The organism is Amorphoplanes friuliensis DSM 7358 (genome assembly GCF_000494755.1).
GTDB classification, from domain to species: Bacteria; Actinomycetota; Actinomycetes; order Mycobacteriales; family Micromonosporaceae; genus Actinoplanes; species Actinoplanes friuliensis.
In genome coordinates, this window is record NC_022657.1 from 6,623,608 (window position 1) to 6,647,931 (window position 24,324).

General features: G+C 70.9%; 26 protein-coding genes and 1 riboswitch. Of the genes, 5 read left to right on the forward strand and 21 right to left on the reverse strand.

Going from position 1 to position 24,324, the window contains the following annotated elements; all coding sequences use genetic code 11:
* The 9 genes from pheT to AFR_RS30630 all read right to left on the reverse strand — a co-directional run bounded on the left by pheT (position 1) and on the right by AFR_RS30630 (position 7,876).
* The gene (gene pheT, locus AFR_RS30590; RefSeq protein ID WP_023560685.1) at positions 1-2,478 is read right to left on the reverse strand and encodes a phenylalanine--tRNA ligase subunit beta; all 2,478 of its coding nucleotides are present in this window, start codon (positions 2,476-2,478) and stop codon (positions 1-3) included.
* Positions 2,479-2,480: 2 nt separating this feature from the next.
* Positions 2,481-3,542: a phenylalanine--tRNA ligase subunit alpha gene (gene pheS, locus AFR_RS30595; protein ID WP_023560686.1), complete on the reverse strand. Its 1,062-nt coding sequence runs from the start codon at positions 3,540-3,542 to the stop codon at positions 2,481-2,483.
* Between the two features lie 322 nt (positions 3,543-3,864).
* Complete coding sequence (locus AFR_RS30600; protein ID WP_023560687.1) at positions 3,865-4,641, reverse strand: TrmH family RNA methyltransferase; 777 nt, start codon at positions 4,639-4,641, stop codon at positions 3,865-3,867.
* A gap of 69 nt (positions 4,642-4,710) precedes the next feature.
* Positions 4,711-5,103 carry a 50S ribosomal protein L20 gene (gene rplT, locus AFR_RS30605; RefSeq protein WP_023560688.1) on the reverse strand — a complete coding sequence of 131 codons (393 nt, stop codon included), beginning with the start codon at positions 5,101-5,103 and terminating at the stop codon, positions 4,711-4,713.
* A 39-nt stretch (positions 5,104-5,142) separates the two neighbouring features.
* Positions 5,143-5,337, reverse strand: a complete 195-nt coding sequence (gene rpmI, locus AFR_RS30610) for a 50S ribosomal protein L35 (RefSeq protein WP_023560689.1) — start codon at positions 5,335-5,337, stop codon at positions 5,143-5,145.
* 19 nt (positions 5,338-5,356) lie between these two features.
* Positions 5,357-5,962 (reverse strand): translation initiation factor IF-3, encoded by a 606-nt coding sequence (infC, locus tag AFR_RS30615; protein ID WP_023560690.1) that lies wholly within the window; start codon positions 5,960-5,962, stop codon positions 5,357-5,359.
* Between the two features lie 292 nt (positions 5,963-6,254).
* Positions 6,255-6,713: a PH domain-containing protein gene (locus tag AFR_RS30620; protein WP_438829909.1), complete on the reverse strand. Its 459-nt coding sequence runs from the start codon at positions 6,711-6,713 to the stop codon at positions 6,255-6,257.
* A 10-nt stretch (positions 6,714-6,723) separates the two neighbouring features.
* Positions 6,724-7,569: an ATP phosphoribosyltransferase gene (gene hisG, locus AFR_RS30625; RefSeq protein WP_023560692.1), complete on the reverse strand. Its 846-nt coding sequence runs from the start codon at positions 7,567-7,569 to the stop codon at positions 6,724-6,726.
* Positions 7,570-7,612: 43 nt separating this feature from the next.
* Positions 7,613-7,876, reverse strand: a complete 264-nt coding sequence (locus tag AFR_RS30630) for a phosphoribosyl-ATP diphosphatase (protein ID WP_023560693.1) — start codon at positions 7,874-7,876, stop codon at positions 7,613-7,615.
* 78 nt (positions 7,877-7,954) lie between these two features.
* On the opposite strand from AFR_RS30630, the gene AFR_RS30635 reads away from it, so the two are divergent.
* Genes AFR_RS30635 through AFR_RS30645 form a run of 3 tightly spaced genes read left to right on the forward strand, consistent with a single transcriptional unit; the run spans position 7,955 to position 10,415 of the window.
* Positions 7,955-8,830 carry an ABC transporter substrate-binding protein gene (locus AFR_RS30635; RefSeq protein ID WP_023560694.1) on the forward strand — a complete coding sequence of 292 codons (876 nt, stop codon included), beginning with the start codon at positions 7,955-7,957 and terminating at the stop codon, positions 8,828-8,830.
* Entirely contained in the window at positions 8,827-9,675 is an 849-nt protein-coding gene (locus AFR_RS30640) for an amino acid ABC transporter permease (RefSeq protein WP_023560695.1), read from the forward strand. Before AFR_RS30635 ends, AFR_RS30640 begins: the two co-directional genes overlap by 4 nt.
* Positions 9,675-10,415 (forward strand): amino acid ABC transporter ATP-binding protein, encoded by a 741-nt coding sequence (locus AFR_RS30645; protein ID WP_023560696.1) that lies wholly within the window; start codon positions 9,675-9,677, stop codon positions 10,413-10,415. The genes AFR_RS30640 and AFR_RS30645 overlap by 1 nt, the downstream gene beginning before the upstream one ends.
* Here AFR_RS30645 and AFR_RS30650 read toward each other — a convergent pair.
* The 7 genes from AFR_RS30650 to rpe form a co-directional block, all read right to left on the reverse strand.
* Positions 10,412-11,518, reverse strand: coding sequence for a PQQ-dependent sugar dehydrogenase (locus AFR_RS30650; protein ID WP_023560697.1), 1,107 nt, complete (start codon positions 11,516-11,518; stop codon positions 10,412-10,414). The two genes, AFR_RS30645 and AFR_RS30650, sit on opposite strands and share 4 nt — an antisense overlap.
* A 65-nt stretch (positions 11,519-11,583) precedes the next feature.
* Entirely contained in the window at positions 11,584-12,057 is a 474-nt protein-coding gene (gene ribH, locus AFR_RS30655) for a 6,7-dimethyl-8-ribityllumazine synthase (RefSeq protein WP_023560698.1), read from the reverse strand.
* A gap of 55 nt (positions 12,058-12,112) precedes the next feature.
* Complete coding sequence (locus AFR_RS30660) at positions 12,113-13,318, reverse strand: bifunctional 3,4-dihydroxy-2-butanone-4-phosphate synthase/GTP cyclohydrolase II (RefSeq protein ID WP_023560699.1); 1,206 nt, start codon at positions 13,316-13,318, stop codon at positions 12,113-12,115.
* Positions 13,308-13,910: a riboflavin synthase gene (locus AFR_RS30665; protein WP_023560700.1), complete on the reverse strand. Its 603-nt coding sequence runs from the start codon at positions 13,908-13,910 to the stop codon at positions 13,308-13,310. The genes AFR_RS30660 and AFR_RS30665 overlap by 11 nt, the downstream gene beginning before the upstream one ends.
* Positions 13,910-14,965, reverse strand: a complete 1,056-nt coding sequence (gene ribD, locus AFR_RS30670; RefSeq protein ID WP_023560701.1) for a bifunctional diaminohydroxyphosphoribosylaminopyrimidine deaminase/5-amino-6-(5-phosphoribosylamino)uracil reductase RibD — start codon at positions 14,963-14,965, stop codon at positions 13,910-13,912. The genes AFR_RS30665 and ribD overlap by 1 nt, the downstream gene beginning before the upstream one ends.
* A gap of 132 nt (positions 14,966-15,097) precedes the next feature.
* A riboswitch (FMN riboswitch) is annotated at positions 15,098-15,281 on the reverse strand.
* Between the two features lie 61 nt (positions 15,282-15,342).
* Positions 15,343-16,380: a GGDEF domain-containing response regulator gene (locus tag AFR_RS30675; protein ID WP_052359514.1), complete on the reverse strand. Its 1,038-nt coding sequence runs from the start codon at positions 16,378-16,380 to the stop codon at positions 15,343-15,345.
* Positions 16,377-17,054: a ribulose-phosphate 3-epimerase gene (rpe, locus tag AFR_RS30680; protein ID WP_023560703.1), complete on the reverse strand. Its 678-nt coding sequence runs from the start codon at positions 17,052-17,054 to the stop codon at positions 16,377-16,379. The genes AFR_RS30675 and rpe overlap by 4 nt, the downstream gene beginning before the upstream one ends.
* Before the next feature lie 66 nt (positions 17,055-17,120).
* On the opposite strand from rpe, the gene AFR_RS30685 reads away from it, so the two are divergent.
* On the forward strand, positions 17,121-17,999 hold the full coding sequence (locus AFR_RS30685) for a septum formation family protein (protein WP_023560704.1): 879 nt from the start codon (positions 17,121-17,123) through the stop codon (positions 17,997-17,999).
* 114 nt (positions 18,000-18,113) lie between these two features.
* On the opposite strand, the gene AFR_RS30690 is transcribed toward AFR_RS30685, so the two are convergent.
* Genes AFR_RS30690 through AFR_RS30710 form a run of 5 tightly spaced genes read right to left on the reverse strand, consistent with a single transcriptional unit; the run spans position 18,114 to position 23,060 of the window.
* Positions 18,114-18,752 carry a sulfotransferase family protein gene (locus AFR_RS30690; protein ID WP_023560705.1) on the reverse strand — a complete coding sequence of 213 codons (639 nt, stop codon included), beginning with the start codon at positions 18,750-18,752 and terminating at the stop codon, positions 18,114-18,116.
* Positions 18,753-18,800: 48 nt separating this feature from the next.
* Positions 18,801-20,321, reverse strand: coding sequence for an RsmB/NOP family class I SAM-dependent RNA methyltransferase (locus AFR_RS30695; protein ID WP_023560706.1), 1,521 nt, complete (start codon positions 20,319-20,321; stop codon positions 18,801-18,803).
* Complete coding sequence (fmt, locus tag AFR_RS30700; protein ID WP_023560707.1) at positions 20,318-21,244, reverse strand: methionyl-tRNA formyltransferase; 927 nt, start codon at positions 21,242-21,244, stop codon at positions 20,318-20,320. The genes AFR_RS30695 and fmt overlap by 4 nt, the downstream gene beginning before the upstream one ends.
* A 4-nt stretch (positions 21,245-21,248) precedes the next feature.
* Positions 21,249-21,806 (reverse strand): peptide deformylase, encoded by a 558-nt coding sequence (gene def / locus AFR_RS30705; protein WP_023560708.1) that lies wholly within the window; start codon positions 21,804-21,806, stop codon positions 21,249-21,251.
* Between the two features lie 45 nt (positions 21,807-21,851).
* Complete coding sequence (locus AFR_RS30710) at positions 21,852-23,060, reverse strand: cytochrome P450 (protein ID WP_041842945.1); 1,209 nt, start codon at positions 23,058-23,060, stop codon at positions 21,852-21,854.
* A gap of 74 nt (positions 23,061-23,134) precedes the next feature.
* Here AFR_RS30710 and AFR_RS30715 point away from each other — a divergent pair, with 74 nt between their 5' ends.
* Entirely contained in the window at positions 23,135-24,316 is a 1,182-nt protein-coding gene (locus AFR_RS30715) for an esterase-like activity of phytase family protein (RefSeq protein ID WP_084298199.1), read from the forward strand.
* Positions 24,317-24,324: the final 8 nt, after the last annotated feature.

The following is a 24,324-nucleotide window of genomic DNA, read 5'->3' on the forward strand; positions in this document are numbered from 1 at the left end:
TCAGGCGCCGCGGAGGGTGGCTCCCATGCGGGACGAGGCCAGCGACACCGCTGCGTCGCGGGCCGCTACCGCTTCCTCGACCGTCAGGGTGCGGTCCGGGGCGCGGAAGGTGAGCTTGTAGGCCAGGCTCTTCTTTCCCTCGCCCACCTGGTCCGACGTGTACACGTCGAACAGGCGGACCGCTTCCAGCAGGTCGCCCGCTCCCGCGACCAGTGCGGCCTCGACCTCCGCGGCCGGGACCGTGGCGTCGACGACCAGGGCCACGTCGATCAGCGCCGGGGGGAAGGTGGAGATGTGGACGGCCTGGGTCACCGGGGGCAGGGGTACGGCGTCGAGGTCGATCTCCATGGCGCAGGTGCGCTTCGGGAGTTCCAGGGACGAGATGACGCCGGGGTGGAGCTCTCCCGCGTACCCGATGACCTTGTTGTCGACCTCGATCGCGGCGCAGCGGCCGGGGTGCCAGGGGGCGTGGTCGGCCGCGCGGACCGTGACGCGGTCCGGGGTCATGCCCGCCGCGGCGAGGGCGATGCGGGCGGCCTCGATCGCGTCGGACCAGGTGGCGGTGCGGCCTGCGCCCCACCAGCCGGCCGGGGCGATCTCGCCGGTCAGGACCGTGGCGAGGTGCCACGGCTGTTCCGGGACGATGGCGTTGGCCGCCGACCATTCCTCCTCGGTGGGGCCGCGGTCCACACCGAGCACCGGCGGCGCGGTGGCCGTCAGGTGCGGGAGGAAGACCGTGCCCGTCTCGTAGAGCGCCAGGTCGCGGTCGCCGCGGCCGAGGTTGCGCTTGAGGGTTCCCAGCAGTGGTGGCAGCAGCGACGTGCGCAGCAGCGGTTCCTGCTCGGAGATCGGGTTGGTCAGGCGTACGGCACTGCGGCGCGGGTCGTCCGCGGGCAGGCCGAACGCGTCCGCCGCGCCGGGGGCGACAAACGGGTACGACAGGACCTCGACGTAGCCGTTCTCGGCCATGGCCCGGCCGATCAGACGCCGGCGGCGCTGCTCGGGGGTGAGGCCGCCGCTGCCGCGGGCCGGCGGGAGGATGCTCGGGATGGCGTCGAAGCCGCCGAGGCGGGCGACCTCCTCGACCAGGTCGATCGGGGCCTGCAGGTCCGGGCGCCAGGACGGCGGTGTGACCTCCAGCGGCTCGACACCGCGCACCGAGCAGCCGATCTGGCTCAGCAGGGCCGTGACCTGCTCGGTGTCGTAGGCGACACCGATGCGGCGTGTCGGCAGCGAGGCCGGCAGCAGGATCGGGGCCGGGGCGGCCACGTGGTCGAGGTCGAGGACACGCTCGTCGACCGTGCCGCCGGCATGCCCGGTGAGCAGTTCGACGGCCCGGTCGAGGGCGACCAGCGTCAGCTGCGGGTCGACACCCCGCTCCCAGCGCTTGGCGGCCTCACTGAAGAGCTTGTGGCGGCGGGCCGTGCGGCCGACCATCACCGGGTCCCAGTGGGCGGCCTCGAGCAGCACGTCGACGGTGTCCGGCTGGACCTCGCTGGTCTCGCCACCCATGACCGCGGCGAGCGAGATCGGGCCGGAGTCGTCGCAGATGACCATGTCCTCGGCGTCCAGGACACGGGCGACACCGTCCAGGGTGGTCAGCTTCTCCCCCGGCCGGGCGCGGCGTACGACCAGGCCGCCGTGCAGCAGGTTCAGGTCGAACACGTGCATGGGCTGGCCCAGCTCGAGCATCACGTAGTTGGTGATGTCGACGGCCAGGGAGATCGTGCGCACACCGGCGGTGATCAGCCGGCGCTGCATCCACTCCGGTGACGGCGCCGACGGGTCGATCCCGCGGACGACCCGTGCGGAGAAGCGGTCACAGCCGACCGTGTCGTCGAGCCGGATGGGGTACGGCACCTCGGCGGTCGCACCGGGCACCTCGCGGACACCCGGATCCGTGTACGCCGACGTGTACGCGTACGACAGCTCGCGCGCGATGCCCCGGACGCTCATCTCGTACCCGCGGTCGGGGGTGATCTCGAGGTCGAGCACCACGTCGTCGAGGCCGACGATCGGGCGCGCGTCGACGCCCGTCGGCGACGAGTCCGGCGGGAGCACGACGATGCCCGAGTGGTCACCGCTGAGGCCCAGCTCGGCGGCGGAGCAGATCATGCCGTTGGAGTTGCGCCCGTACGTCTTGCGCGCACCGATCTTGAAGCCGCCGGGCAGCTCACCGCCGGGGAGGATGACAACGACCAGGTCGCCGACCTCGAAGTTGCGGGCACCGCAGACGATCTCCTGCGGCGCGGCGCCACCGACGTCCACCCGGGTGAACCGGATCGGCTTCTTGAAACCGGTCAGCTCCTCGATCTCGAGGACCCGGCCGACGACCAGGTCACCCTTGATCGTGGCGGCCTGGTCGACGATCGACTCGACCTCGATGCCGAGGTCGACCAGCTTGCGTTCGAGGTCGTCGGCGGACACACCCGCCGGCAGCTCCACGTACTCGCGGAGCCAGGACAGAGACAACTTCATGATCAGACCGCCATACCGAAGTTGCGGGTGAACCGGACGTCACCCTCCACCATGTCGTGCATGTCGCTCACGCCGTTGCGGAACATCAGCGTCCGCTCGACGCCCATGCCGAAGGCGAAGCCCGAGTACCGCTCCGGGTCGATGCCGCAGGCGGTGAGCACCCGCGGGTTGACCATGCCGCAGCCACCCCACTCGACCCAGCGCGGGCCGTCGCGGTGCTCCTCGAACCACACGTCGAACTCGGCCGACGGCTCGGTGAACGGGAAGTAGTGCGGCCGCCAGCGGGTCCGGGCGTCGGGTCCGAACATCGCCTTGGCGAAGTGGTCGAGGGTGCCCTTGAGGTGGGCCATCGTGATGCCCTCGTCGACGACCAGACCCTCGATCTGGTGGAACACCGGGGTGTGCGTGGCGTCGAGGTCATCGGTGCGGTAGACCCGGCCGGGGCAGATGACGTGGATCGGCGGCTGCCGCGTCATCATCGTGCGCACCTGGCCCGGCGACGTGTGCGTGCGCATCACCAGACCGGGCAGGTCCACGTGGAACGTGTCCATCAGGCCCCGCGCCGGGTGGTCCGCGCCGATGTTGAGCGCGTCGAAGTTCGCCCATTCGAGTTCGAGCTCGGGGCTCTCGACCACGTCGTAGCCCATGCCGACGAACAGGTCGCCCATGTGCTCCATCAGCGTGGTCAGCGGATGCCGCGCACCCCGCGGGGCGCGGTCCCAGGGCAGGGAGACGTCGACACGCTCCTCGACCAGGACACGGGCGGCCCGCTCCAGCTCGAGCTCGGCCAGGCGCGCGTCGAACGCACCCTGCACCGACTGCCGGGCGATGTTGACACGCTTGCCGGCCTCGGACTTCGCGTGCGGCGGCAGCGAGCCGATCTCACGCCGCGCCAGCGACACCGGGGACCGGTCGCCGAGGTGCGCGGGCTTCAGCGCGCCGAGCGCGTCGAGATCGGACGCCGCGGCGAAAGCCTTCTCGGCGTCGGCCACAGCCGACTCGAGAGCCTCGGGGGCGAGCAGGACGGCCTGCTTCGGATCGTACGGATCGTTGCGGTAGGACATGGTCGGGCGAACTCCCTCACACCGGATGAGCCATCGGGCAGTGTACGGAGGCGCGGCTGAGCCGCAGCCCGCCGGTCAGGAGTCAGCGCAGAGGAGTGTCAGCGCCCGCGACCAGCGGGCTGCATAAACATGGGCACTCGACGCATGCAAAAGAGCATACCGCCAAACACAAATCCATTGTCCCGGGTTCGTCGGCGGCACGACCGTCGCTCCCGCCGGGGACCGGGCGGGCCCAGCCTTCGGCAGCCCACCCTGCCAGGTGCGTGATTACCCGGGCTCGAGGCAGCTGCCGCGCCGGGCCCGAGGCTGCAGGAGCGGACCGTCAGCGCTGGGCGCGGGCTGAGGCGTAGAGGCAGACGGCGGCTGCGGCGGCGAGGTTGAGGCTTTCGGCGCCGCCGTAGATCGGGATGCGGACGCGCTTGTCGGCCGCCTTCAGCAGGTGCTCGGGCAGACCGTGGGCCTCGGAGCCGAAGAGCCAGGCGGTCGGCTGCGCCAGCGCGCCGTCGTCGAGCAACTCGTCGAGGCCGGCGTCGCCCTTGCCCGTGGTGGCCAGGACCTGCAGGCCGAAGTCGCGCAACTGGTCGACCACCTGCAGCGGCGCCTGCACCACGTCGACGTTGAACAGGCTGCCCGCGGACGCCCGCACGCACTTGCCGTTGTACGGGTCCACGGCATCACCCGCGAAGATCACCGCACCGGCGCCGGCCGCGTCGGCGGTGCGCAGGACCGTGCCGGCGTTGCCCGGGTCGCGGATCTCGACGGCCACGGCCACCAGCCGCGGCGCCTTGGACAGGGCCTCGGTCAGCGGCACGTCGACCTGCTCGCACACCGCCACCAGGCCCTGTGGCTGGACCGTCTCGGCCAGCGCCTCCAGGCCGTCATCGGTCACCGGGGACACCAGGGGTGCCTGGGCTGCGAGGTCGGCGTGGCGGGACAGGGCTGTGTCCGTACCGAAAAGCTCCAGGACGACTCCCGCGGCCAGGGCGGACCGCACGGCCTGGGGTCCCTCGGCCAGGAAGCGGCCCGTCTGGTCGCGGTCGCGGCGCCGTTGCAGGCGCCGGGCGGCGACGACCCGGGGGGTACGGGCTGAGAAGGTCACGTGTCCTCCGGGTCGGGAACAGCAGCGAGGCGCCTCCCGGTGTCCGGGAGACGCCTCGTCACAAGAAGATCAGGCAGCCTGGGCGGCGGCGCCGCCGGTGCCCTCGGCCGCCACAGCGGCCCGCGCGATCTCGACGATCGCCGTGAACGAAGCGGCGTCGTTGACGGCCATGTCGGCCAGGATCTTGCGGTCCACCTCGACGCCGGCCAGCTTGAGACCCTGGATCAGGCGGTTGTAGGTCAGGCCGTTGGCCCGTGCGCCCGCGTTGATGCGCGTGATCCACAGCTGGCGGAAGTCGCCCTTGCGGTCACGGCGGTCGCGGTACGCGTACTGCATCGAGTGCAGCACCTGCTCCTTGGCCTTGCGGTACAGCCGCGAGCGCTGTCCGCGGTAGCCGCTGGCGGTCTCCAGCAGCGTACGGCGCTTCTTCTGGGCGTTTACTGCCCGCTTGACGCGTGCCATTTCGGTACTCCTAACAGGGGAACGTGAGTGGCGCGCGCGTCAGCGGCCCAGCATCTTCTTGACTCGCTTGGTGTCGGCCTTGGCCACGACGACCGTGCCGGTCATCCGGCGGGTGACGTGAGAGGACTTGCCCTCCAGGAGGTGGCGCTTGCCGGCCTTCTCCCGAACGATCTTGCCTCCGCCGGTGACCTTCACCCGCTTGCCCATGCCGGTGTGGCTCTTCATCTTCGGCACTTGGAACGCCTCTTTCTGATTACTCTGCGGTGGTGTCGGCGGCGGCCGGCGGTGCCTCGGCACCATCGCCCTCGCGCGGTTCCCGGGGCGGGCGCGCGTTGGCGGCGATCGTCGCTGCCGCGGCTGCCTTGGTCGCCCGGTGGGGAGCCAAAACCATGATCATGTTACGGCCGTCCTGCTTGGGACTGGCCTCGACGAAGCCCAGCTCCGAGATCTCTTCGCTGAGCCTGCGCAGGAGCCGGAAACCCAGCTCGGGGCGGCTCTGCTCGCGACCGCGGAACATGATCGTCACCTTGACCTTGTCGCCCGCCTTGAGGAACCGGACCACGTGACCCTTTTTGGTCTCGTAGTCGTGCGGGTCGATCTTCGGCCGGAGCTTCATTTCCTTGATGACGGTCTGTTGCTGGTTACGCCGGGCTTCGCGCGCCTTGAGTGCACTCTCGTACTTGAACTTTCCGAAGTCCATGAGCTTGCACACCGGCGGGCGCGCCATCGGCGCTACCTCGACCAGGTCCAGGTCGACATCCGCGGCCAGCTGCAGGGCGCGCTCGAGCGGGACGATGCCCACCTGCTCACCCTCAGGGCCGACCAGTCGGACTTCCCTCGCCCGGATCTGCTCGTTCACGCGTGGTTCGACGCTGATGGGGCCTCCTCAGAACGATCTACATTCAGCCAATGTTCGGTCGGCCCTCTCGACCCGCACCTGCGGGCGACAAGGAAAGCAGAAGGCCCCGGCACGAATGCCAGGGCCCGCTCGACCGGTCATCGGCGTCCATGAGGACGCACACCACGCCGGGGATATTCCCCGGGAGGTTGACCGGACCCGATCACCAGAAGTGACGGGTGGGAGCCAGCGGGCTCCTCTTTCGCGCCCACAGGTACGTGGGCGTGGTCGACTACCGGAAAAGTTTAGCAGCTCACGCCGTGGCGGCCGAATGCAGGGCGCGAAGTGCACGAACACCCTCCACGGCGTACTCCTTGTCGGCCGCCTGCAGCGCGTGGACGGGCACCGTGTCGTCGTCGAGCATCTCCAGCGACGCCCAGGGCGAGTTGCGGTCGAAGCGCACCGCGCGGATCGACCCCCAGGGCAGCTCGTAGCCGCCGATCACGTTGCGGACCTGCACACCGTCGGCGTCCGCGATCACCCGCGGGCGGGTGAAGGCGAGGATCCCCAGGCCGATGAGCACACCGAGCCCGATCATCGCGCTCTGGTCACCGCGCCGGAACTGGCCCATCGTGTCGCCGGTCGAGCCGTGCAGGCCGAAGCTGAGCACGGTGAACAGCACCACCACGGCGGCCGCGGAGAACCCGGCCACCCACCGGATGCGGCGAGGCCGGAACACCACGGGCGCCTGGGTCGAAGTCACATCAACCACTGTGCCACGCTCACAATCGGCAGTTCGAGATGTCAGTGACGAGAATTGCGCGCGCACCGAGGTCGTACAGGGCGTCCATGATCTTGTGGGTGTCGCTGCGCCGGACCATGGCCTGGACGGCGACCCAGCCCTCGCGGTGCAGCGGCGAGACGGTCGGCGACTCGATGCCCGGGGTCAGCGCGGTCGCCTGGTCCAGCAGGTCGGCCCGCACGTCGTACGCGAGCATCACAAAACTGCGGGCGACCAGTACACCCTGCAGACGCCGGACCAGCTGCGCCGCCGGACCGGTCTCGCCGGCGGCCTCGCGCCCGATCAGGATCGCCGAGCTGCGCAGGATCGGATCGCCCAAGGTGACCAGGCCCGCCTGGCGCAGTGTCGTGCCGGTCTCCACCACGTCGGCGATCAGGTCGGCGACGCCGAGCCGGACGGCGTTCTCGACCGCGCCGTCGAGCCGCACCACGTCGGCCTCGAGCTTGTGCTCGCTCAGGTAGCGCTCGACCACCCCGGGATAGGCGGTGGCGATGCGCCGCCCCCCGATCTCGTCGGCCGACGTCAGCGTGCCGGCGGGCGCGGCCCAGCGGAACGTCGCCCCGCCGAAGGCCAGGTCGAGGACCTCCTGCGCCGGGACGCCGGAGTCGACGAGCAGGTCCCGGCCGGTGATACCGAGATCAAGATCACCCGAGCCCACGTACGTGGCGATGTCGCGCGGGCGCAGGTAGAAGAACTCGACGTTGTTGGCCTCGTCACGGCAGAGGAGGTCCTTGGGGTCCGTGCGCTGGCGATATCCGGCGTCCTTGAGCATCTGGGAGGCCGGCGCGGACAGGGTGCCTTTGTTGGGAATGGCGATGCGCAGCATCGACGTGCTCCTTCGATCGGTTTCGATTGAGGCGGAGGGCACGTCAGAGATGTCGGTACACGTCCTCGAGCTCGAGCCCGGTGGCGATCATCAGGACTTGTGCCTGGTAGAGCAGCTGCGAGATCTCCTCGGCGGCTCGTTCGGGGCCCTCGTGCTCGGCCGCCATCCACGACTCGGCGGCCTCTTCGACGACCTTTTTCCCGATGAAGTGCACGCCCCGGTCCAGCGCCACGACGGTGGACGAGCCCTCGGGCCGCTCCACCGCCTTCGCCTGCAACTCGGCGAACAACTCTTCGAACGTCTTCACGGGAGACGATTGTTGCAGCTCATCACGGGACAGCTACGGACGGCCCCTTCGGCGGGAACGTGGCTTAGGCTCGCGTCCATGGTCAGCAGAAACACCCTCGCGGCGCTGAGCAGCGCCGCCGTGCTCCTCACCGCCCTCGCCGGCTGCGCGCCCGCCGACGAGTCGGGCCCCTCGGCCGGCGCGTCCGCCTCCCCGTCCGGTGCCGCCTGTGCGACCGGTGCGCTCGACACGCAGACGGCCGGGAAGCTCACGATCGGCACCGACAACCCGGCCTACGAGCCGTGGTTCAAGGACAACAAGCCGAACAACGGGCAGGGCTTCGAGTCCGCGGTGGCGTACCAGGTCGCCGAGCGCCTGGGTTATCCGGCGCAGAACGTCGTCTGGGCGCAGGTGACGTTCAACAACGCCATCGCGCCGGGCCCGAAGACGTTCGACTTCGACATCAACCAGTTCTCGATCACGCCCGAGCGCAAGAAGGCCGTGGACTTCTCCTCGCCGTACTACCTGGTCCGGCAGACGGTCATCACGACCAAGGGTTCGAAGATCGCCGGTGCGAAGACGCTCGCCGAGCTCAAGTCGGCCAAGCTCGGCGCGCAGGTCGGCACCACGAGCTACCAGGCCGTCAACGAGATCATCAAGCCCGACGCCAAGGCCCAGGTCTACAACAACAACGACGACGCCAAGGCGGCCCTGGTCAACGGCACGGTCGACGGCATCGTGGTGGACCTGCCGACCGCGTTCTACATGACGGCGGCCGAGCTGGACAACGGCGTGATCGTGGGCCAGTTGCCGCAGGTCGGCGTACCCGAGCAGTTCGGCCTGGTCCTGGACCTGGATTCGCCGCTGACCGGGTGTGTCACCCAGGCCGTGGACCAGCTGCGCCAGGACGGCACCCTCGCGGTGCTGGAGAAGCAGTGGCTGGCCAGCACGGGCGGGGCTCCCGAACTCTCGTGAGCACCGAGTTCCACCAGCCTTCCGAGATCCAGCGCGGGCGGACCGCCTACCGGCGACGGCAGACGATCCGTTCCGTGCTGCTCGCGGCGCTCTCCACCGCGGTCGTCGGCGTGCTGCTGGCCGTCGCGGTCACCGGCGCGCCCGGCTGGGACAGGGTCAAGCTGTCGTTCTTCAGCCCCGACGTCGCCGTCGAGTGGCTGCCGGAGATCCTCGAAGGTCTCTGGCTCAACGTCCGGCTCCTGGTCGTCTGCGCGGTCCTGGCCCTCGGGCTGGGCCTGCTCATCGCCACGCTGCGGACCCTGCGCGGCCCGGTCTTCTTCCCGGTACGCGCGCTGGCCACGGGCTACACGTACACGTTCCGCGGCCTGCCCCTGATCATCGTGATCTACCTGATGGCCTTCGGCGTGCCCGGTCTGCGGCTGCAGGGCACCCCGGGTGTCCTCGTGCTGGGCGGGGCGGCGCTGATCATCACCTATGGGGCGTACCTGGCGGAGGTGTTCCGGGCCGGCATCGAGTCCGTGCACCCGAGCCAGCTGGCGGCCGCGCGGTCACTGGGGCTCACCTACCGCCAGACGATGCGGCACGTCGTGCTGCCGCAGGCGATCCGCCGCGTGGCGCCGCCGCTGCTCAACGACACCGTGGCGCTGCAGAAGGACGTCGGACTGGTGTCGCTGGCCGGTCCGATCGACGCCGTCCGCGCCGCGCAGATCGGCGTCGCCCAGGACGCCAACTACACGCCGTACATCGTGGCGGGGGTGCTGTTCGTGCTGCTCGCACTGCCGCTGATCGGTGTCACCGACTGGGTCACGCTGCGCGCGGCCCGCCGTCAGTCCGCGGGGTCCTGATGCTGCTGTCCTGCGAGAACGTCCGGAAGACCTTCGGGACCAATGTCGTGCTCGACGACCTGTCGCTGGAGGTCGGCGAGCACCAGGTCATCGCGCTGATCGGCGCGTCCGGCTCGGGCAAGTCGACGCTGCTGCGGTGCGTCAACCTGCTCACCGGCATCGACGACGGCACGATCCGGCTCGACGGCGAGGACATCACCGACCCGCGGGTGAACCCCGACGTCGTACGCCGCCGCATCGGCATGGTGTTCCAGTCGTACAACCTGTTCCCGCACATGACCGTGCTGAAGAACATCACGCTGGCGCCTGCCCGCGTACACAAGAGGGCGGCCGCGGAGATCAGGGACCAGGCCATGGAGTGGCTGACCCGGGTCGGTCTGGCCGACAAGGCCGACAGTTATCCCGACCGGCTCTCCGGCGGTCAGCAGCAGCGGGTCGCCATCGTGCGGGCGCTGGTCAACAATCCGCGCCTGCTGCTGCTCGACGAGGTCACCTCGGCCCTGGACCCGGAGCTGGTCGGCGAGGTGCTGACGATGATCCGCGGTCTCAAGGACGAGGGCATGACCATGGTCCTCGCCACCCACGAGATGGGCTTCGCCCGCCAGGTGGCCGATCAGGTCGTCTTCCTCGACGGCGGCCGCGTGCTGGAGGCGGGACCGCCGGCCCAGGTCCTCGGTGAGCCCACCGAGGCCCGGACCCGGCAGTTCCTGGCCCGCATCATCGAGGCCGGGCGGCTCTAACTCGCGGGGAATCGCAGCACGCGGTCGTCGCCCTCGTGGAGCTTCTTGCCGCGGTCGGTGTTCGACGTGGTGAGCCAGAGGGCGCCGTCCGGGGCGATCTGGACGGTCCGCAGGCGGCCGTACTTCTCCTTGAACTCGGCCTTGGGCTCGCCGGCCTTCTCGCCGTCGAGCGGGATGGTCCAGAGCCGCTGCCCGCGCAGTGCCGCCACGTAGGCGGTGGTGCCGGAGATCGCCATCCCGGACGGTGAGGCGTCCTTGGTGGCCCAGGTGACCAGCGGGTTGGTGTAGCGGCCACCGTCGGTGTCGCCCTCACCCTCGACCTCGGGCCAGCCGTAGTTGCGGCCCTGCTGGATCAGGTTGACCTCGTCGAGCTCGTTCTGCCCGAACTCGGTGGCGAACATCCGGCCGCTGGAGTCCCAGGCGAGACCCTGCACGTTGCGGTGGCCCAGCGAATAGACCGGCGAGTCCCCGGACGCGGGCTTGCCGTCCGGTGTCAGCCGCAGGATCTTGCCGTTGGGGCTGGCCGGGTCCTGCGAGCGCGGCTTCTCACCGGCGTCGCCTGTCCCGGCGTAGAGCATCCCGTCCGGCCCGAACGCGATCCGCCCGCCGTTGTGGTAGGTCGCCTTGGCGATCCCGTCGAAGATCACCTCGGGCGCGCCGTCACCGTCGAGCTCGAAGCGCGCGATGCGGTTGTCGTTCTCGGCGGTGAAGTAGGCGTAGACGAGGTTGTCCTCGGCGAACTTCGGCGAGACCGCGAGCCCGAGCAGGCCGCCCTCACCGCTGGCCACCACACCCGGGACCTTGTAGACCTCCCGCGCTTCACCACTGCCGGGCTTGAGCCGCAGCACCCGCGCGGAGTCCCGCTCGGCGATCAGCGCGTCGCCGTCCGGCAGGAACGTCATGCCCCACGGCACGTCGATGCCGTGCGCCAGCTCCTCGCCCGCACCGAGATCCGGCGCACCCTTGGGCGCGCTGGAGGCCGTGCTGGTGGCGATCACGCCGGGGCTGGCCTCGCTGCCGCTGTCACAGGCGGCCAGGACACCGACGGTGAGCACCGCGGCGGCCGTCCGGAACCAGCGCCTGCCGCTCAGAATCTCTGCCATCACATCCCTCTCCACCCGAGGCTCCGCAGTGTATTCCAGCACCCGGGAGGAGAGGACCCCGTCGATTACTTGCCCAGATCGCGGATTGCCAGGACGGCGTCGAGGACCGCGACCGTGGACTGCCAGCCCTTGTCCTCGATCGAGTCCTCCAGGCCGGCGCGGTCCTTGGCCTGGCCCAGGCTCTCGACCGTCAGCACGCCGTGCGCGACCGGGGTCTGCTCGTCCAGGGCGACCCGGGTCAGACCGGCCGTCACGGAGTCGTTGACGTAATCGAAGTGCGCGGTCTCGCCGCGGATCACCACGCCGAGCGCCACGACCGCGTCGCAGCGCTTGGCCAGGGCCTGGGCGACGATCGGCAGCTCGACCGAGCCCGCGACGCGGGCCACGATCACGTCGTCGACACCGCACGCCTTGGCGGCCGCCTGCGCCCGCTCGACCATGTGGTCGACCAGGTCGGCGTGCCAGCGTGAGCCGACGATGCCGAGCTTGAGCCCGGCGGCGTCGACGGTGCCCAGGTGCGGATCCCCGAAACCGGCCATGTGTTGCCCCCTTTTGACTAAGTTTGCGCCCGGTCGCCGTCGCGGCGCCGGGGAATCAGCCCAGCGCCTCGAACAGGTGGCCCATGCGGTCCCGCTTCGTCCGCAGGTAACGGACGTTCTCGGGGTGCAGGCGCACGGGCAGCGCCTCCCGGCCGGTGATGGTCAGGCCGTAGCCCTCCAGGCCCGCCCGCTTGGCCGGGTTGTTGGTGAGCAGCCGCATCGAGCGCACACCCAGGTCGTAGAGGATCTGCGCCCCGGTGCCGTAGTCACGGGCATCGGCGGGCAGGCCCAGCTCGAGGTTCGCGTCCACGGTGTCCAGGCCGCGGTCCTGCAGCTGGTACGCCTGCAGCTTGTGCAACAGGCCGATGCCACGCCCCTCGTGCCCCCGCATGTAGAGCACCACGCCGCGCCCCACCTCGGCCACCCGCTGCAGGGCGGCGTCGAGCTGCGGGCCGCAGTCGCAGCGCACCGAGCCGAAGACGTCACCGGTGAGGCACTCCGAGTGGACGCGGACCAGCACGTCCTCGCCGTCGCCGAGCTCACCGAAGACCAGCGCCACGTGCTCGGCGCCGACCACGTCGGTGCGGTAGCCGACCGCCGTGAAGTCGCCGTGCTCGGTCGGCAGCCGGGTCTCGACGACCCGCTCGACCTGCGACTCGTGGTGCCGCCTGTACGCGATCAGGTCGGCGATGCTGATCAGCGCCAGGTCGTGCTCGGCCGCGAACTTCTCCAGGTCGGGCATCCGCATCATGGTGCCGTCGTCGTTGATCATCTCGCAGAGCACACCCGCCGGGCGCAGACCCGCGAGCACCGACAGGTCGATGGCGGCCTCGGTGTGACCCGGGCGGCGCAGCACCCCGCCGGCCTTGGCGCGCAGCGGCACGACGTGGCCCGGGCGCGACAGGTCGGTCGGCTGGGTGTCGGCGCCCGCGAGCAACCGGATCGTGTGCGCCCGGTCAGCCGCCGAGATCCCGGTGCTGATGCCCTCACGGGCGTCGACGGTCACGGCGTACGCCGTACCCCGGCGGTCCTGGTTGGTGTGGAACATCGGCGGGAGGTCGAGACGGTCGGCCTCCTCCTCGGGCAACGGCACGCAGATGTACCCGGAGGTGTACCGGACCATGAACGCGACCAGCTCGGGCGTGGCGAACTCGGCCGCGAAGATCAGGTCGCCCTCGTTCTCGCGGTCCTCGTCGTCCACCACGATGACGGGCCGGCCCGCAGCGATGTCCTTGATGGCCCGTTCGATCTCAACCGACATGGCGATCTCCCAGCATCTTCTCGACGTACTTGGCGATCACGTCGACCTCGAGGTTCACGGGGTCGCCGACGGACTTGGCACCGAGGACGGTGAGTTTCAGGGTGGTCGGGATGAGCCCGACGCTGAACGAGTCGGCGGTGACCTCCATGACGGTCAGCGAGACACCGTCGACGGTGATCGAGCCCTTCTCCACGACGTACCGGGCCAGCTCGGGCGGCAGCGAGAACCGCAGCACCTCCCACTCGTCGGCGGGCTCGCGCGCGATGACCGCGCCGACCCCGTCGACGTGGCCCTGCACGAGGTGCCCGCCGAGCCGCGTCCCGACGGTCGCGGCGCGTTCGAGGTTGACCTGGCTGCCGGCCTTGAGCACACCCAGTGAGGAGCGCCGCAGGCTCTCACCCATCACGTCGGCGGTGAAGACACCGTCGACGTTGTCGATGACGGTCAGGCAGACGCCGTTGACCGAGATCGAGTCGCCGTGACGGGCGTCGGACGTGACGACGGGCCCGCGCACGGCGAGCACCGCCGAGTCGCCCCCGGCGTCGGTGAGGCGCACGACCTCACCCAGTTCCTCGACGATTCCGGTGAACATCAGTTCTCCTTCTGCCGGAGCGATGCGGTGAAGCGCAGGTCGGGACCGATCTGCGTGATGTCGCTGACGTCCAGCTCCAGGGCCTCGGCGATGGTGGTGACACCGGCGCCGACCAGCGAGGGCTGACCGGCGCCGAGGAGCTTGGGGGCGATGTAGCCGACGATCTTGTCGACCAGGCCGGCCGCGAGGAAGCCCCCGGCCAGCGTGGGGCCGCCCTCCAGGAGCACGGCCCGGACGCCGCGCGTGTAGAGCTCGGTGAGCAGGGCGGCGAGGTCGACGTGACCGTCGGGGCCGGCCCCGACCTCGGCCGCCGTCGCGATCCAGGTCGGTGCGGCCTGATCGCGCACGCGGGCCGTTTTCGGCGTACGCCCGGAGGAGTCCACGACGACCCGCCACGGCTGCTTGATCGCCAGGCTGCCGTCGCGCAGGTCGCGGACCGTGAGCTGGGGGTCGTCGGCGATGACGGTGCCGACACCGGCGACGATCGCGTCGACGGTGCTGCGCAGCTTGTGCACGTCGGTGCGGGAGGTCGGCGAGGTGATCCACTGGCTGGTGCCGTCCGCGGCGGCGGAACGCCCGTCCAGCGTCGCGGCGTACTTCCAGGTCACGTACGGGCGGCCGCGGCGCACCGCGGTCAGCCAGGCGACGTTGCCGTCCTCGGCCTCCTGGCGGCGGATCCCGGTCTCGACCTGCACCCCGGAGCCGCGCAGGGTCGCCGCTCCCCCGGCCGCGACCGGCGTGGGGTCGTCGACGGCGATGACCACGCGGGTGATGCCGGCGTTGATCAGCGCCTGCGCGCAGGGGCCGGTGCGGCCGGTGTGGTTGCACGGCTCCAGCGTGACGACCGCGGTGCCGCCCCGGGCGCGTTCGCCGGCCTGGGCCAGCGCCACGATCTCGGCGTGCGGCCCTCCGGCGTACGCGTGGAAGCCCTCACCGACGATCTCGCCGTCCGCGCTGAGCAGCAGACAGCCGACGACCGGGTTGGGGCTGGTGGTGCCGAGGCCCCGGGCGGCGAGCGCGATCGCGCGGCCCATCGCCTCGTCGTCGGTGACCATCTGCGTCCTTCTTCCATGCGCGGTGCGGACACGCGCTGGAAGAAGGGGAGGAAGGTGCGGCAACAGGACATGAGGGGACGCTTCGCGCCGCCCCGGTGAGAGCACGCCGCAACGAGCCCTCATCCTGCTCCCGCGCGCTGTCTCCCATCCGGACTGTCAGGACGATCGGCCTCGCAGCCGTCCGTCCTACCGTCGGCCCTGGAGTCTCACCAGGTCCACCGTCCGTCGTGGTGCCGACGTCCGGGTCGCGGGCTTAGCTCTGCCGGAGCAGGGCATCACCGCCGGTTCGGAATTTCACCGAGTCCCGCCAGCGCGTGGTGGGTCACCCATGAGTCTTGCACGCAGATCGCGGGTTGCCACCTCCCGGGCGATCCAGGTCACAAACCCATGCCCGCGGACGACGGGTCCTCGGGATCCTCGGAGTCCGCCCGGCGCCGGTCGATCGCCACGAACGAGCCCGGCTGACTCTTGGCGACCTTTTTCATCTCGGAGGCCACCGCGACCACCTCACGGGCGTCGTCGAAGCGGCGGCCCTCGACGGTGGCCTGCGCGACGCCGATCGAGAGGGTCACCAGGGCGGCCCGCTGCTTGTTGCCACGCCGATCGGGCACCTCGATGTACCCCCGGCGGGCGTCCTCCTCGTCGTAGAGCTGGTCGGCGACGGTCTCGAAGTCGGTCACCGTGCGCTTGGTCAGCGGCAGCACCTGCTCGGGCTGGCAGATGAAGACGAAGTCGTCACCACCGATGTGGCCGAGGAAGACCGGCGGGCGCCCGGTGGCCGCGACCGCCCGGTGCAGGCTGCCCGCCAGGGCGGTGATGAACTCGTCGCCACGGTCGAAGCCGTACACGTCGTTGACGCTCTTGAACCGGTCGATGTCGATGTAGCCGACCGCGAAGTCCTTGCCGGTCTTCATCCGGTCCACGATCTCGCGGCGCACCCGGGCGTTGCCGGGCAGGCCGGTCAGCGGCGAGACCTCGCGGAACTCCTTGTTGCGCCGCAGGGTCGAGGAGACCCGGGCGATCAGCTCCGCGGTGTCGAACGGCTTGACCAGGTAGTCGTCGACACCGGCGGTCAGCCCTACCACCTTGTCGACGGTCATCCCCTTGGCGGTCAGCATGATCACCGGCAGCGCCGAGGTCAGCGGCTCGGCCCGCAGCCGGCGGGTCAGCTCGACGCCGTTCATGTTCGGCATCATCCAGTCGACAACCGCAAGATCGGGGCGCCGGGTCTCCATCACCTCGAGGGCGTGCTGGCCGTCGCGGGCCCGCATCACCTCGAAACCGTGCACCTTGAGGTTGAAGGCGACAAAACTGGCGATGTCCTCGTCGTCGTCGACGACCAGGATCAGGTCGGGCTTCTCCTCCGGCTCCGCCGCCGTCGCGTCGACCTTGTGCCGGATCACCCCGGTGCTCATGCGGGCGCCATGGCGCGCTCGGCGAGGGCCCGCAGCTTGCGGATGGCCTCGGCGGGATCCTCGGCGCCGTAGACCGCGGTGCCCGCGACGAACGCGTCGGCACCGGCCTCGGCGGCCTGCTCGATCGTGTCCGCGGCGATGCCACCGTCGACCTCCAGGCGTACCTGGAGATCCTTGGCCTTGATCCGGCGGCGCACGTCACGCACCTTCTCCAGCATCTCCGGCATGAACTTCTGCCCGCCGAACCCGGCCTTGATCGTCATGATCAGCAGCGTGTCCACATAGGGCAGGAGCTCGAGATAGGGCTCGACCGGCGTGTCGCGGTCGATGGCCAGACCGGCCTTGGCCCCGGCCGCCCGCAGCGTCTTGGCCAGCGACACCGGATTTTCGCAGGCCTCCGCGTGGAACGTGACGTTGTACGCACCGGCCTCGGCATATCCGGGCGCCCAGCGCTCCGGATCCGTGATCATCAGGTGCACGTCGAACGGGATCGAGGTGGCCTTGCGCAGGCTCTGCACGACGGGCAGACCGATGGTCAGATTCGGGACGAAATGGTTGTCCATGACATCCACGTGCACCCAGTCCGCGGCGCCCTCGATGTTGTGCACCGAGGTGGCGAGATGCGCGAAGTCCGCGGCCAGGATGCTGGGGGCGATGATCGGCGATGACTCCACCGCGCCAGTGTATGGCCTGTTTGCCCTCACCCGGGATACTCATGGGGTTCTCCGGGAGGCTGAGAGATGCGACGGGCGCCGGCGCCGCTGGTGGTCCTGCTGGTGGCGCTGTTCGCCGCCGGCTGCTCGGCCACGCCCCCGCCCGGCACCGACGGCGACCTGACCGACGACTGGGCCGCGCTCGCCACCCCCGCGCCGTTCCGTCCGGCCGCCGGCCAGTGCCACGAAGCGCTGGCCACGACCGCACCCGTGGACGACTACCGGCCGGTCGACTGCGCCGAGCTGCACGTCTCCGAGACGTTCCACGTGGGCACGGCCGCGGACGCCGACGTGGTGCCCGCACCCGGCTCCCCGGGGGCGAAGGCGGCGTTCCGGGAGTGCTCGGACGTCGCCGCCGACTTCCTGGGCGGCCCGTGGCGCAGCGCCCGGGTGGCGGTCCAGGTCGTGTGGCCGACCCGCTCGGGCTGGGCCGGCGGCGCCCGCTGGTTCCGCTGCGACGTCACCACCGCCGACCTCGACGGGCAGAGCCGCACCAGCCGCGAGGGCAGCCTCGCCGGTGAACTGGCCGGGCCCTCACCCCTGCACCTGGCCTGCTTCGACCCGACGGTCGACGGCGAGACCGTGAAGACCATGCTGCCGGTCACCTGCGCCGAACCCCATCGCGCCGAGTTCGCCGGGCTGTGGAAAGCGCCCGACGTCGCGTACGCGAAGCTGGAATCGGACATCGACCGCAGCGCGACGGGCTGCAGGAGCGTGATCGCCCGGTTCGCCGCCCTGCCCCACAACGACGACCTGCAATATCGCAGCGGCTGGATCTCCTACAACCCGACCCGCACCGAGTGGCTCTCCGGCGAGCGCCGGGTGCGCTGCTTCATCTACTTCGCCGAGCGCACCTTCGAGCGGTCGCTGAAGAACGCCGGCCCCCGGGTGCTGCCGGTCAGGTGACCCTAGGGGGTGTCTGGTGGATCACGACGGCCTGCGCCGGGCCCAGCTTCCGGCCCACTGGCGACGCGAAACCTGGACCTCGCCGCAGACTCGCCGTGATCCACCAGAAACCCCCTAGAGCCGGCCCTCGGTGTGGGCGTGCTCGGTCCGGGCCTGGAACTGCGCGGTGTCGTTGGTGCGCGGGAACGGCGCCTCCGGCACCGGCACACCGAGGAAGTCGCACAGCGGGCCCCAGCCCTGCGACACCTCGAACTCGAGCAGCCGCTCGGCGGGCACCGTCCGCCGGACCGCCTCGTTGTGCTGCTCGAACGTCCGGACGGTGTGCTCGCGGTCGGCGAACCGGCCGCCGAAGGTGCCGTCCCAGATGAGACGCTGCAGCATGGCGATCCCGGCCGCGGGCAGTCCCTGCGGCCCGGCGACCGCCGCGTTCGCCGCCCGGTAGATCGTCCGCTCGGCGCTGTCGTACCACTGCTGCGGGTCGCGGACGGTCAGGATCACCTTGGCCTGCGGGTACTGCTCGACGAGCTTGCGCCAGAAGTACGTGCCCGGCCAGTCCACCGTGGAACGGTGACCCGCGAGAGCCTTGTCGAGGCTGCCGGGGTCACCGTCGGCGGCACGCAGGAACAGGCCGGCGCGGTCCTCGTCACCCAGGACCGGGAGCATGTGCAGGCACGGCCCGAGGCCGAGCATCTCGAGAGCGACCTTCAGGCTGAGCGTGCCGGTGCGACCGAATCCTGCCCCGATGACATCCATGCCCCTCTTTATACCGGACCTTGTTGACCCGAAAGGTGCAGAAAGCCGTCAGCTGGTGCGGCGCAGCACCGCCAGGAACATCGCGTCGGTGCCGTGGCGGTGCGGCCAGAGCTGCACCGTCGGGCCGTTGCCGAGCTTGGGCATGCCCGGCGGGAGCAGCGGCCGGGCGTCGACAAAATCGACCTCGACACCGCTGCGGCGGGCGCCCTCGGTGACGGTCACCTGGGTCTCCACCATGTGCGGCGAGCAGGTCACGTACGCGACGACCCCACCCGGGCGCACCGCCCGCAGCGCCGCCACGAGCAGTTCGCGCTGCAGCCGGGTCAGCGGCGGCAGGTCCGCGGGCGTACGCCGCCAGCGCGACTCCGGCCGCCGGCGCAACGACCCCAGACCGGTGCAGGGCGCGTCGACGAGCACCCGGTCGAAGCCTTCCTCGTTCAGGTCGGGGTCACGCCCGACGGTCCGGCCGTCGGTCGGCAGCACCGTCACGGGCAGGCCGACCGTGGCCTGCTCGACCAGCCGGGCGCGGTGATCGGCGACCTCGACCGCGGTGACCTCGGCCCCGCGCTGGGCGGCGATCGAGCCCAGCAGACCGGCCTTGCCACCCGGCCCGGCACACAGGTCGAGCCAGCGGTTGTCCTGACCCTCGATCGGGGCGGCCAGCAGCGCCGCGGCCACCAGCTGCGAACCCTCGTCCTGGACGTGGGCGCGGCCCTGACGGATCGCGGCCAGCTCGCTCGGCGAACCACCGTTGAGGTAGACGGCGTACGGCGAGAACGCGCCGGGCGTCCCGCCGACCTCGTCGGCCAGGTCCACGGCGTCGGCGCGTCCCGGCCGCGCGCACAGGTGCACGGTCGCCGGCTGGTTGTCCTCGATCAGCAGCCGGGCGGTGTCCTCGAGATCACCACCGAGCGACTCGGCGAACGACCGGATGATCCACTCAGGGTGGTTGTGGACCACCGCGAGGTTGCCGACGGGGTTCTCGGCGTAGTCCGGCGCGAGCTTGGTCAGCCAGTCGTCGAAGCTGGTCTCCGAGATGCTGCGCATGACGGCGTTGGCAAAACCGGCCGCGCCGGGCGCGACCGACCGGACCAGGTCCACGGTCTGGTTCACCGCCGCGTGCGGCGGCACCCGCGTGAGCAGCAACTGGTACGCCCCCAGCCGCAGAGCGTCGCGCGCCGGCGGATCGATCCGCGACACCTCACGACCGGCCGCGTCGGCGATGATCAGGTCGAGGGTGCCGAGCGTGCGCAGGGTGCCGTAGGTCAGCTCCGTGGCGAACGCGGCGTCCCGCCCGTGCAGACCCATCTCGCGCAGGATCTGGCTCAGGACCAGGTTCGCGTACGCATCGTCACGGTGCACCGCCGCGATCGCCTCGTACGCGGCCTGCCGGGCCGGATCCGACGCCGGGCGACCGGCACGGGGAGCCCGCCCCGACCGTGTGTCCCTGTCCTGGCCACGGCCCTGGCCGGGACCTGCTGGACGGCGGGGACCAGCGTTGTGCGGCCGATCGGCGCTGTGCCGGCGGTCGGCACCACGCGGCTGATCGGCGGGTTTCGGGTCGCTCACAGTAGGGTCTCCCCCGGGTTGAGGCGCAGGCCACGCGCCCAGTCGGAGGCCGGCATCGGCTTCTTACCGGCGGCACGGACCTCGCCGAGAATGACCGGGGTGGTCGCCGTGCCCACCAGCACCTGGGAGCGCTCGACGAGCACCTCCCCGGGCTTCAGGGCGGCGGCGTTCGCGACCGGGCGGACCGGTCCGAGTTTGAGGCGCTCGTCGCGCAGGGTCGTCCACGCGCCGGGGGCCGGCGTGCAGGCCCGGATACGCCGGTCGACCGCGAACGCCGGGTCGTTCCAGCGGACCCGGGCGTCCTCGACCGAGATCTTGGGCGCCAGCGAGACACCGTCGGCCGGCTGCGGGTGCGCCCGCGCGGTGCCCGCCTCGATCGCGTCCAGGACGGCGACGAGCAGGCCGGCACCCTCGGTGGCCAGGCGGGCGAGCAGGTCACCCGAGGTGTCCGCGGGGCGGATCTGCTCGGTCAGCGTGCCGTAGACCGGCCCGGTGTCCATGCCGGCCTCGAGCTCGAACACGCTCGCACCGGTCACCTCGTCACCGTGCAGAACGGCGTGCTGCACGGGAGCCGCGCCGCGCCAGGCCGGCAGCAGCGAGAAGTGCAGGTTGACCCAGCCGTGCTTCGGGATCTCCAGCGCGGCCGGCGGGACCAGGGCGCCGTACGCCACCACGGGCACACAGTCGGGCGCGATCTGCCGCAGCCGCTCCTGGAACTCCGGCTCCCGCGGGCGCTGCGGGGTGAGCACCTCGATGCCCCGCTCGTCGGCCCACGCGCCGGCCGGGGACCGCACCAGGCGACGGCCCCGGCCCGCGGGGGCGTCGGGGCGGGTCACCACGGCGACGATCTCGTGCGAGGACGCGGCCAGGGCGTCGAGCGAGGGCAGGGTCACCTCGGGCGTACCGGCGAAGACGAGTCGCATCAGCTCACCGGCCCAGACCGAAGATGCCGCGGCCGTGGGGGCTCGCCTTGACCGTGGGCGGGGCGCCGGCGTCGTACCACTCGGCGGCACGGATCTGCTTCATCGCGTCCTTACGTGCGGCGGCATCCAGCCGGTCCAGGAAGAGCACCCCGTCGAGGTGGTCGGTCTCGTGCTGCACGCAGCGGGCCATCAGCCCTGTGCCGATCAGCTGGATCGGGTCACCGTGCTCGTTGAAGCCCTGCGCGACGACGTTCTGCCGGCGCTTGGTGTCGACGTAGACGCCCGGGATCGACAGGCAGCCCTCGGGGCCGTCCTGCTCCTCCTCGTCGGGGAAGGACAGCACCGGGTTGACGATGTGGCCGACCACGTCGTCGACGTCGAACGCGAACACCCGCAGTCCCACACCGAGCTGCGGCGCGGCCAGACCGGCGCCACCCTCGTCCTGCATCGTCTCGGTGAGGTCCTTGACGAGCCTGCGCAGTTCCTTGTCGAAGCCGGTGACCGGGTCGGCCTGCGTACGCAGCACCGGGTCCCCGAACAGACGGATGGGCTGGACGGTCACGCGGTGCCACTCCTGACGATCGACTCACACAGCTGGTGTCGCCACCTAGTCTACGGAGCCGAACCAGACCGGTAGCGTCGCCCATCCGCGCAGCGTGAGCCGGTCACGACGGACCGGTTGCGCCGCCTCGGTGAGCCCCGGGAACCGACGCAGCAGCGCGGGCAGCGCCACCTGCGCCTCGAGCCGGGCCAGCGGGGCGCCGAGGCAGTAGTGCGCCCCCGCGCCGAAGGACAACGGCGTGTTGCCGGGCCGGTCGGGATCGAACGCGCCCGGGTCCGCGAACCGGCCCGGATCCCGGTTGGCCGCCCCGAGCAGCAGGATCAGCTCCGAGCCGGCCGGCACCCGTACGCCGTCGATCTCCGTGTCGGCGGTGGCGAACCGCTCGGTGAGCTGCACCGGCGAGTCGTACCGGAGAATCTCCTCGACGAAGGCCGGCGCCAGCTCCGGGTCCGCGACCAGCCGGTCCTGCAGGTGCGGATGCTGCAGCAGCAGATGCAGGCCGTTGCCGATCAGGTTGGTGGTGGTCTCGAAACCGGCGACCAGCAGCAGCGCCAGGTTGCCCATCAGCTCCTCGGCGGTGAGCTTGTCCCCACCGGCGTCGTGGGCCGCAGCGAGAGCGGTGACCAGGTCGTCCTCGGGCTCGGCCCGCCGCAGGGCGATCAGCGAGCTGAAGTAATCCTCCAGCTCTTTGGCGGCCGAGTGCGCACTGACGGCCTGTTCCTCGGTGAAGCGCACCTCCAGCACGGCGGTGAGCGCCTCCGCCAGCCGCCGGAACTGCCCCCGGTCCTCCGCCGGCACCCCGAGCAGAGCGCAGATCACGGCGATGGGCAGCGGATACGCAAGATCGGCGATGATGTCGGCCCGCCCGCCCAGCGCCATGTTGTCCAGCACCTCGTCGACCTGCGCGACGATGACCTCCCGCAGCGCGCTCACCCGCCGCGCGGTGAACACCCCGGACGCGAGCCGGCGCATCCGCGTGTGGTTCGGTGGGTTCTGCCGCAGCATCGAGTCGACGAAGAGCGCCACACCCTTGTTCTGCCGCCAGTCGGCCCAGCTCGCGTCGAGCAGCTTCGCGTCGTAGACGCTCATGCCCGGGTCCCGCAGGATGCGGTCGGCCGCGGCATACCCGGTGACGAAGAACCCACCGCCGTACGCGACGACCGGCCCGTGCGCCCGTAACGCCTCGTAGGCCGGGAACGGATCACGTCCCGCGTTCGGTGACAGCAGGGCGGTGACCGCGGCGGCGACATCCATGCGGGCCATTGTGTCTCGTCTCCTGTCACGTCCATGTCGATCACGGTTCACCGTGGTCTTCTACCGTCCGGCCCATGCGACCTGTAACCCGTGCGGCCGGTGCCGGCCTCCTGGTGGCGGCCCTCGGCCTCATCGCCACGCCGGCCTCCGCCCACCTGGCCACCACCCCGACCCTGACCGGCTTCGCGTCCCTGCCGGCTCTCACTTTTGTACCCGGAAGCGAACCGTCCGGCGCCGCCCTCGGCACCGCCCCGGTCAACGGCATCGCGGCGCCCTGGGACGACCAGCCGGTCCAGGGCTTCTCCGGAGTCCTCCCGAACGGCGACGGCACCTACGACGTGCTGTCCGACAACGGTTTCGGCAACAAGGCCAACAGCGCCGACTTCCTGCTGCGCATCCACCGCATCGGCCCGGTGCCGCAGACGGGCAAGGTCGACGTCCTCGGCGGTCTCAACCTCACCGACCCGGACGCGAAGGTCCCGTTCCCCCTCACCCGCACCGACCGCGTCCTGACCGGCTCCGACTTCGACGTCGAGTCGATCGTCCGCGACCGCGACGGCTCACTGTGGATCGGCGACGAGTTCGGCCCGTGGCTCCTCCACTTCGACCGCGCCGGGCGGCTCCTCACGGCGCCGATCCCCCTCCCCGACGTCCGCGCCCCGGAGAACCCCGCCGGTACCCCCAACCTCGGCGGCAGCAAGGGCTTCGAAGGCATGGCCCACTCCCCCGACGGCCGCTACCTGTACCCCCTGCTCGAAGGCACGGTCGCCGGCGACACCCCGGGTGACCTGCGCTTCAACGAGTTCGACGTGCGGCGCGCCGCGTACACCGGCAAGCGCTGGACCTACCGCCTGGACTCCCCGTCCAACGCCATCGGCGACGCCATCCCCGTCGACGCCAACCGCTTCCTGATCATCGAACGCGACAACAACCAGGGTGACGCCGCAGCTCTGAAGCGGATCTACCTGGCCGACCGCCGCGACCGCAACCACGACGGCGTCATGGACAAGACGCTGGTGGTGGACCTCCTCGCCATCGCCAACCCGCGCGGTGTGGGCGGCTTCGGCAAGGTCTTCCGCTTCCCGTTCGTGACCATCGAAGACGTGGCGCTGCTGGACGGCCGCACGATCGCGGTGCTCAACGACAACAACTTCCCGGGCTCGGCGGGCCGGACGCCGGGTGTCGCCGACAACAACGAGTTCATCACCGTCAAACTCCCGAAGTCCCTCAACCCCGACCCCCGCGTCCTCCCGTAACTCCCTGC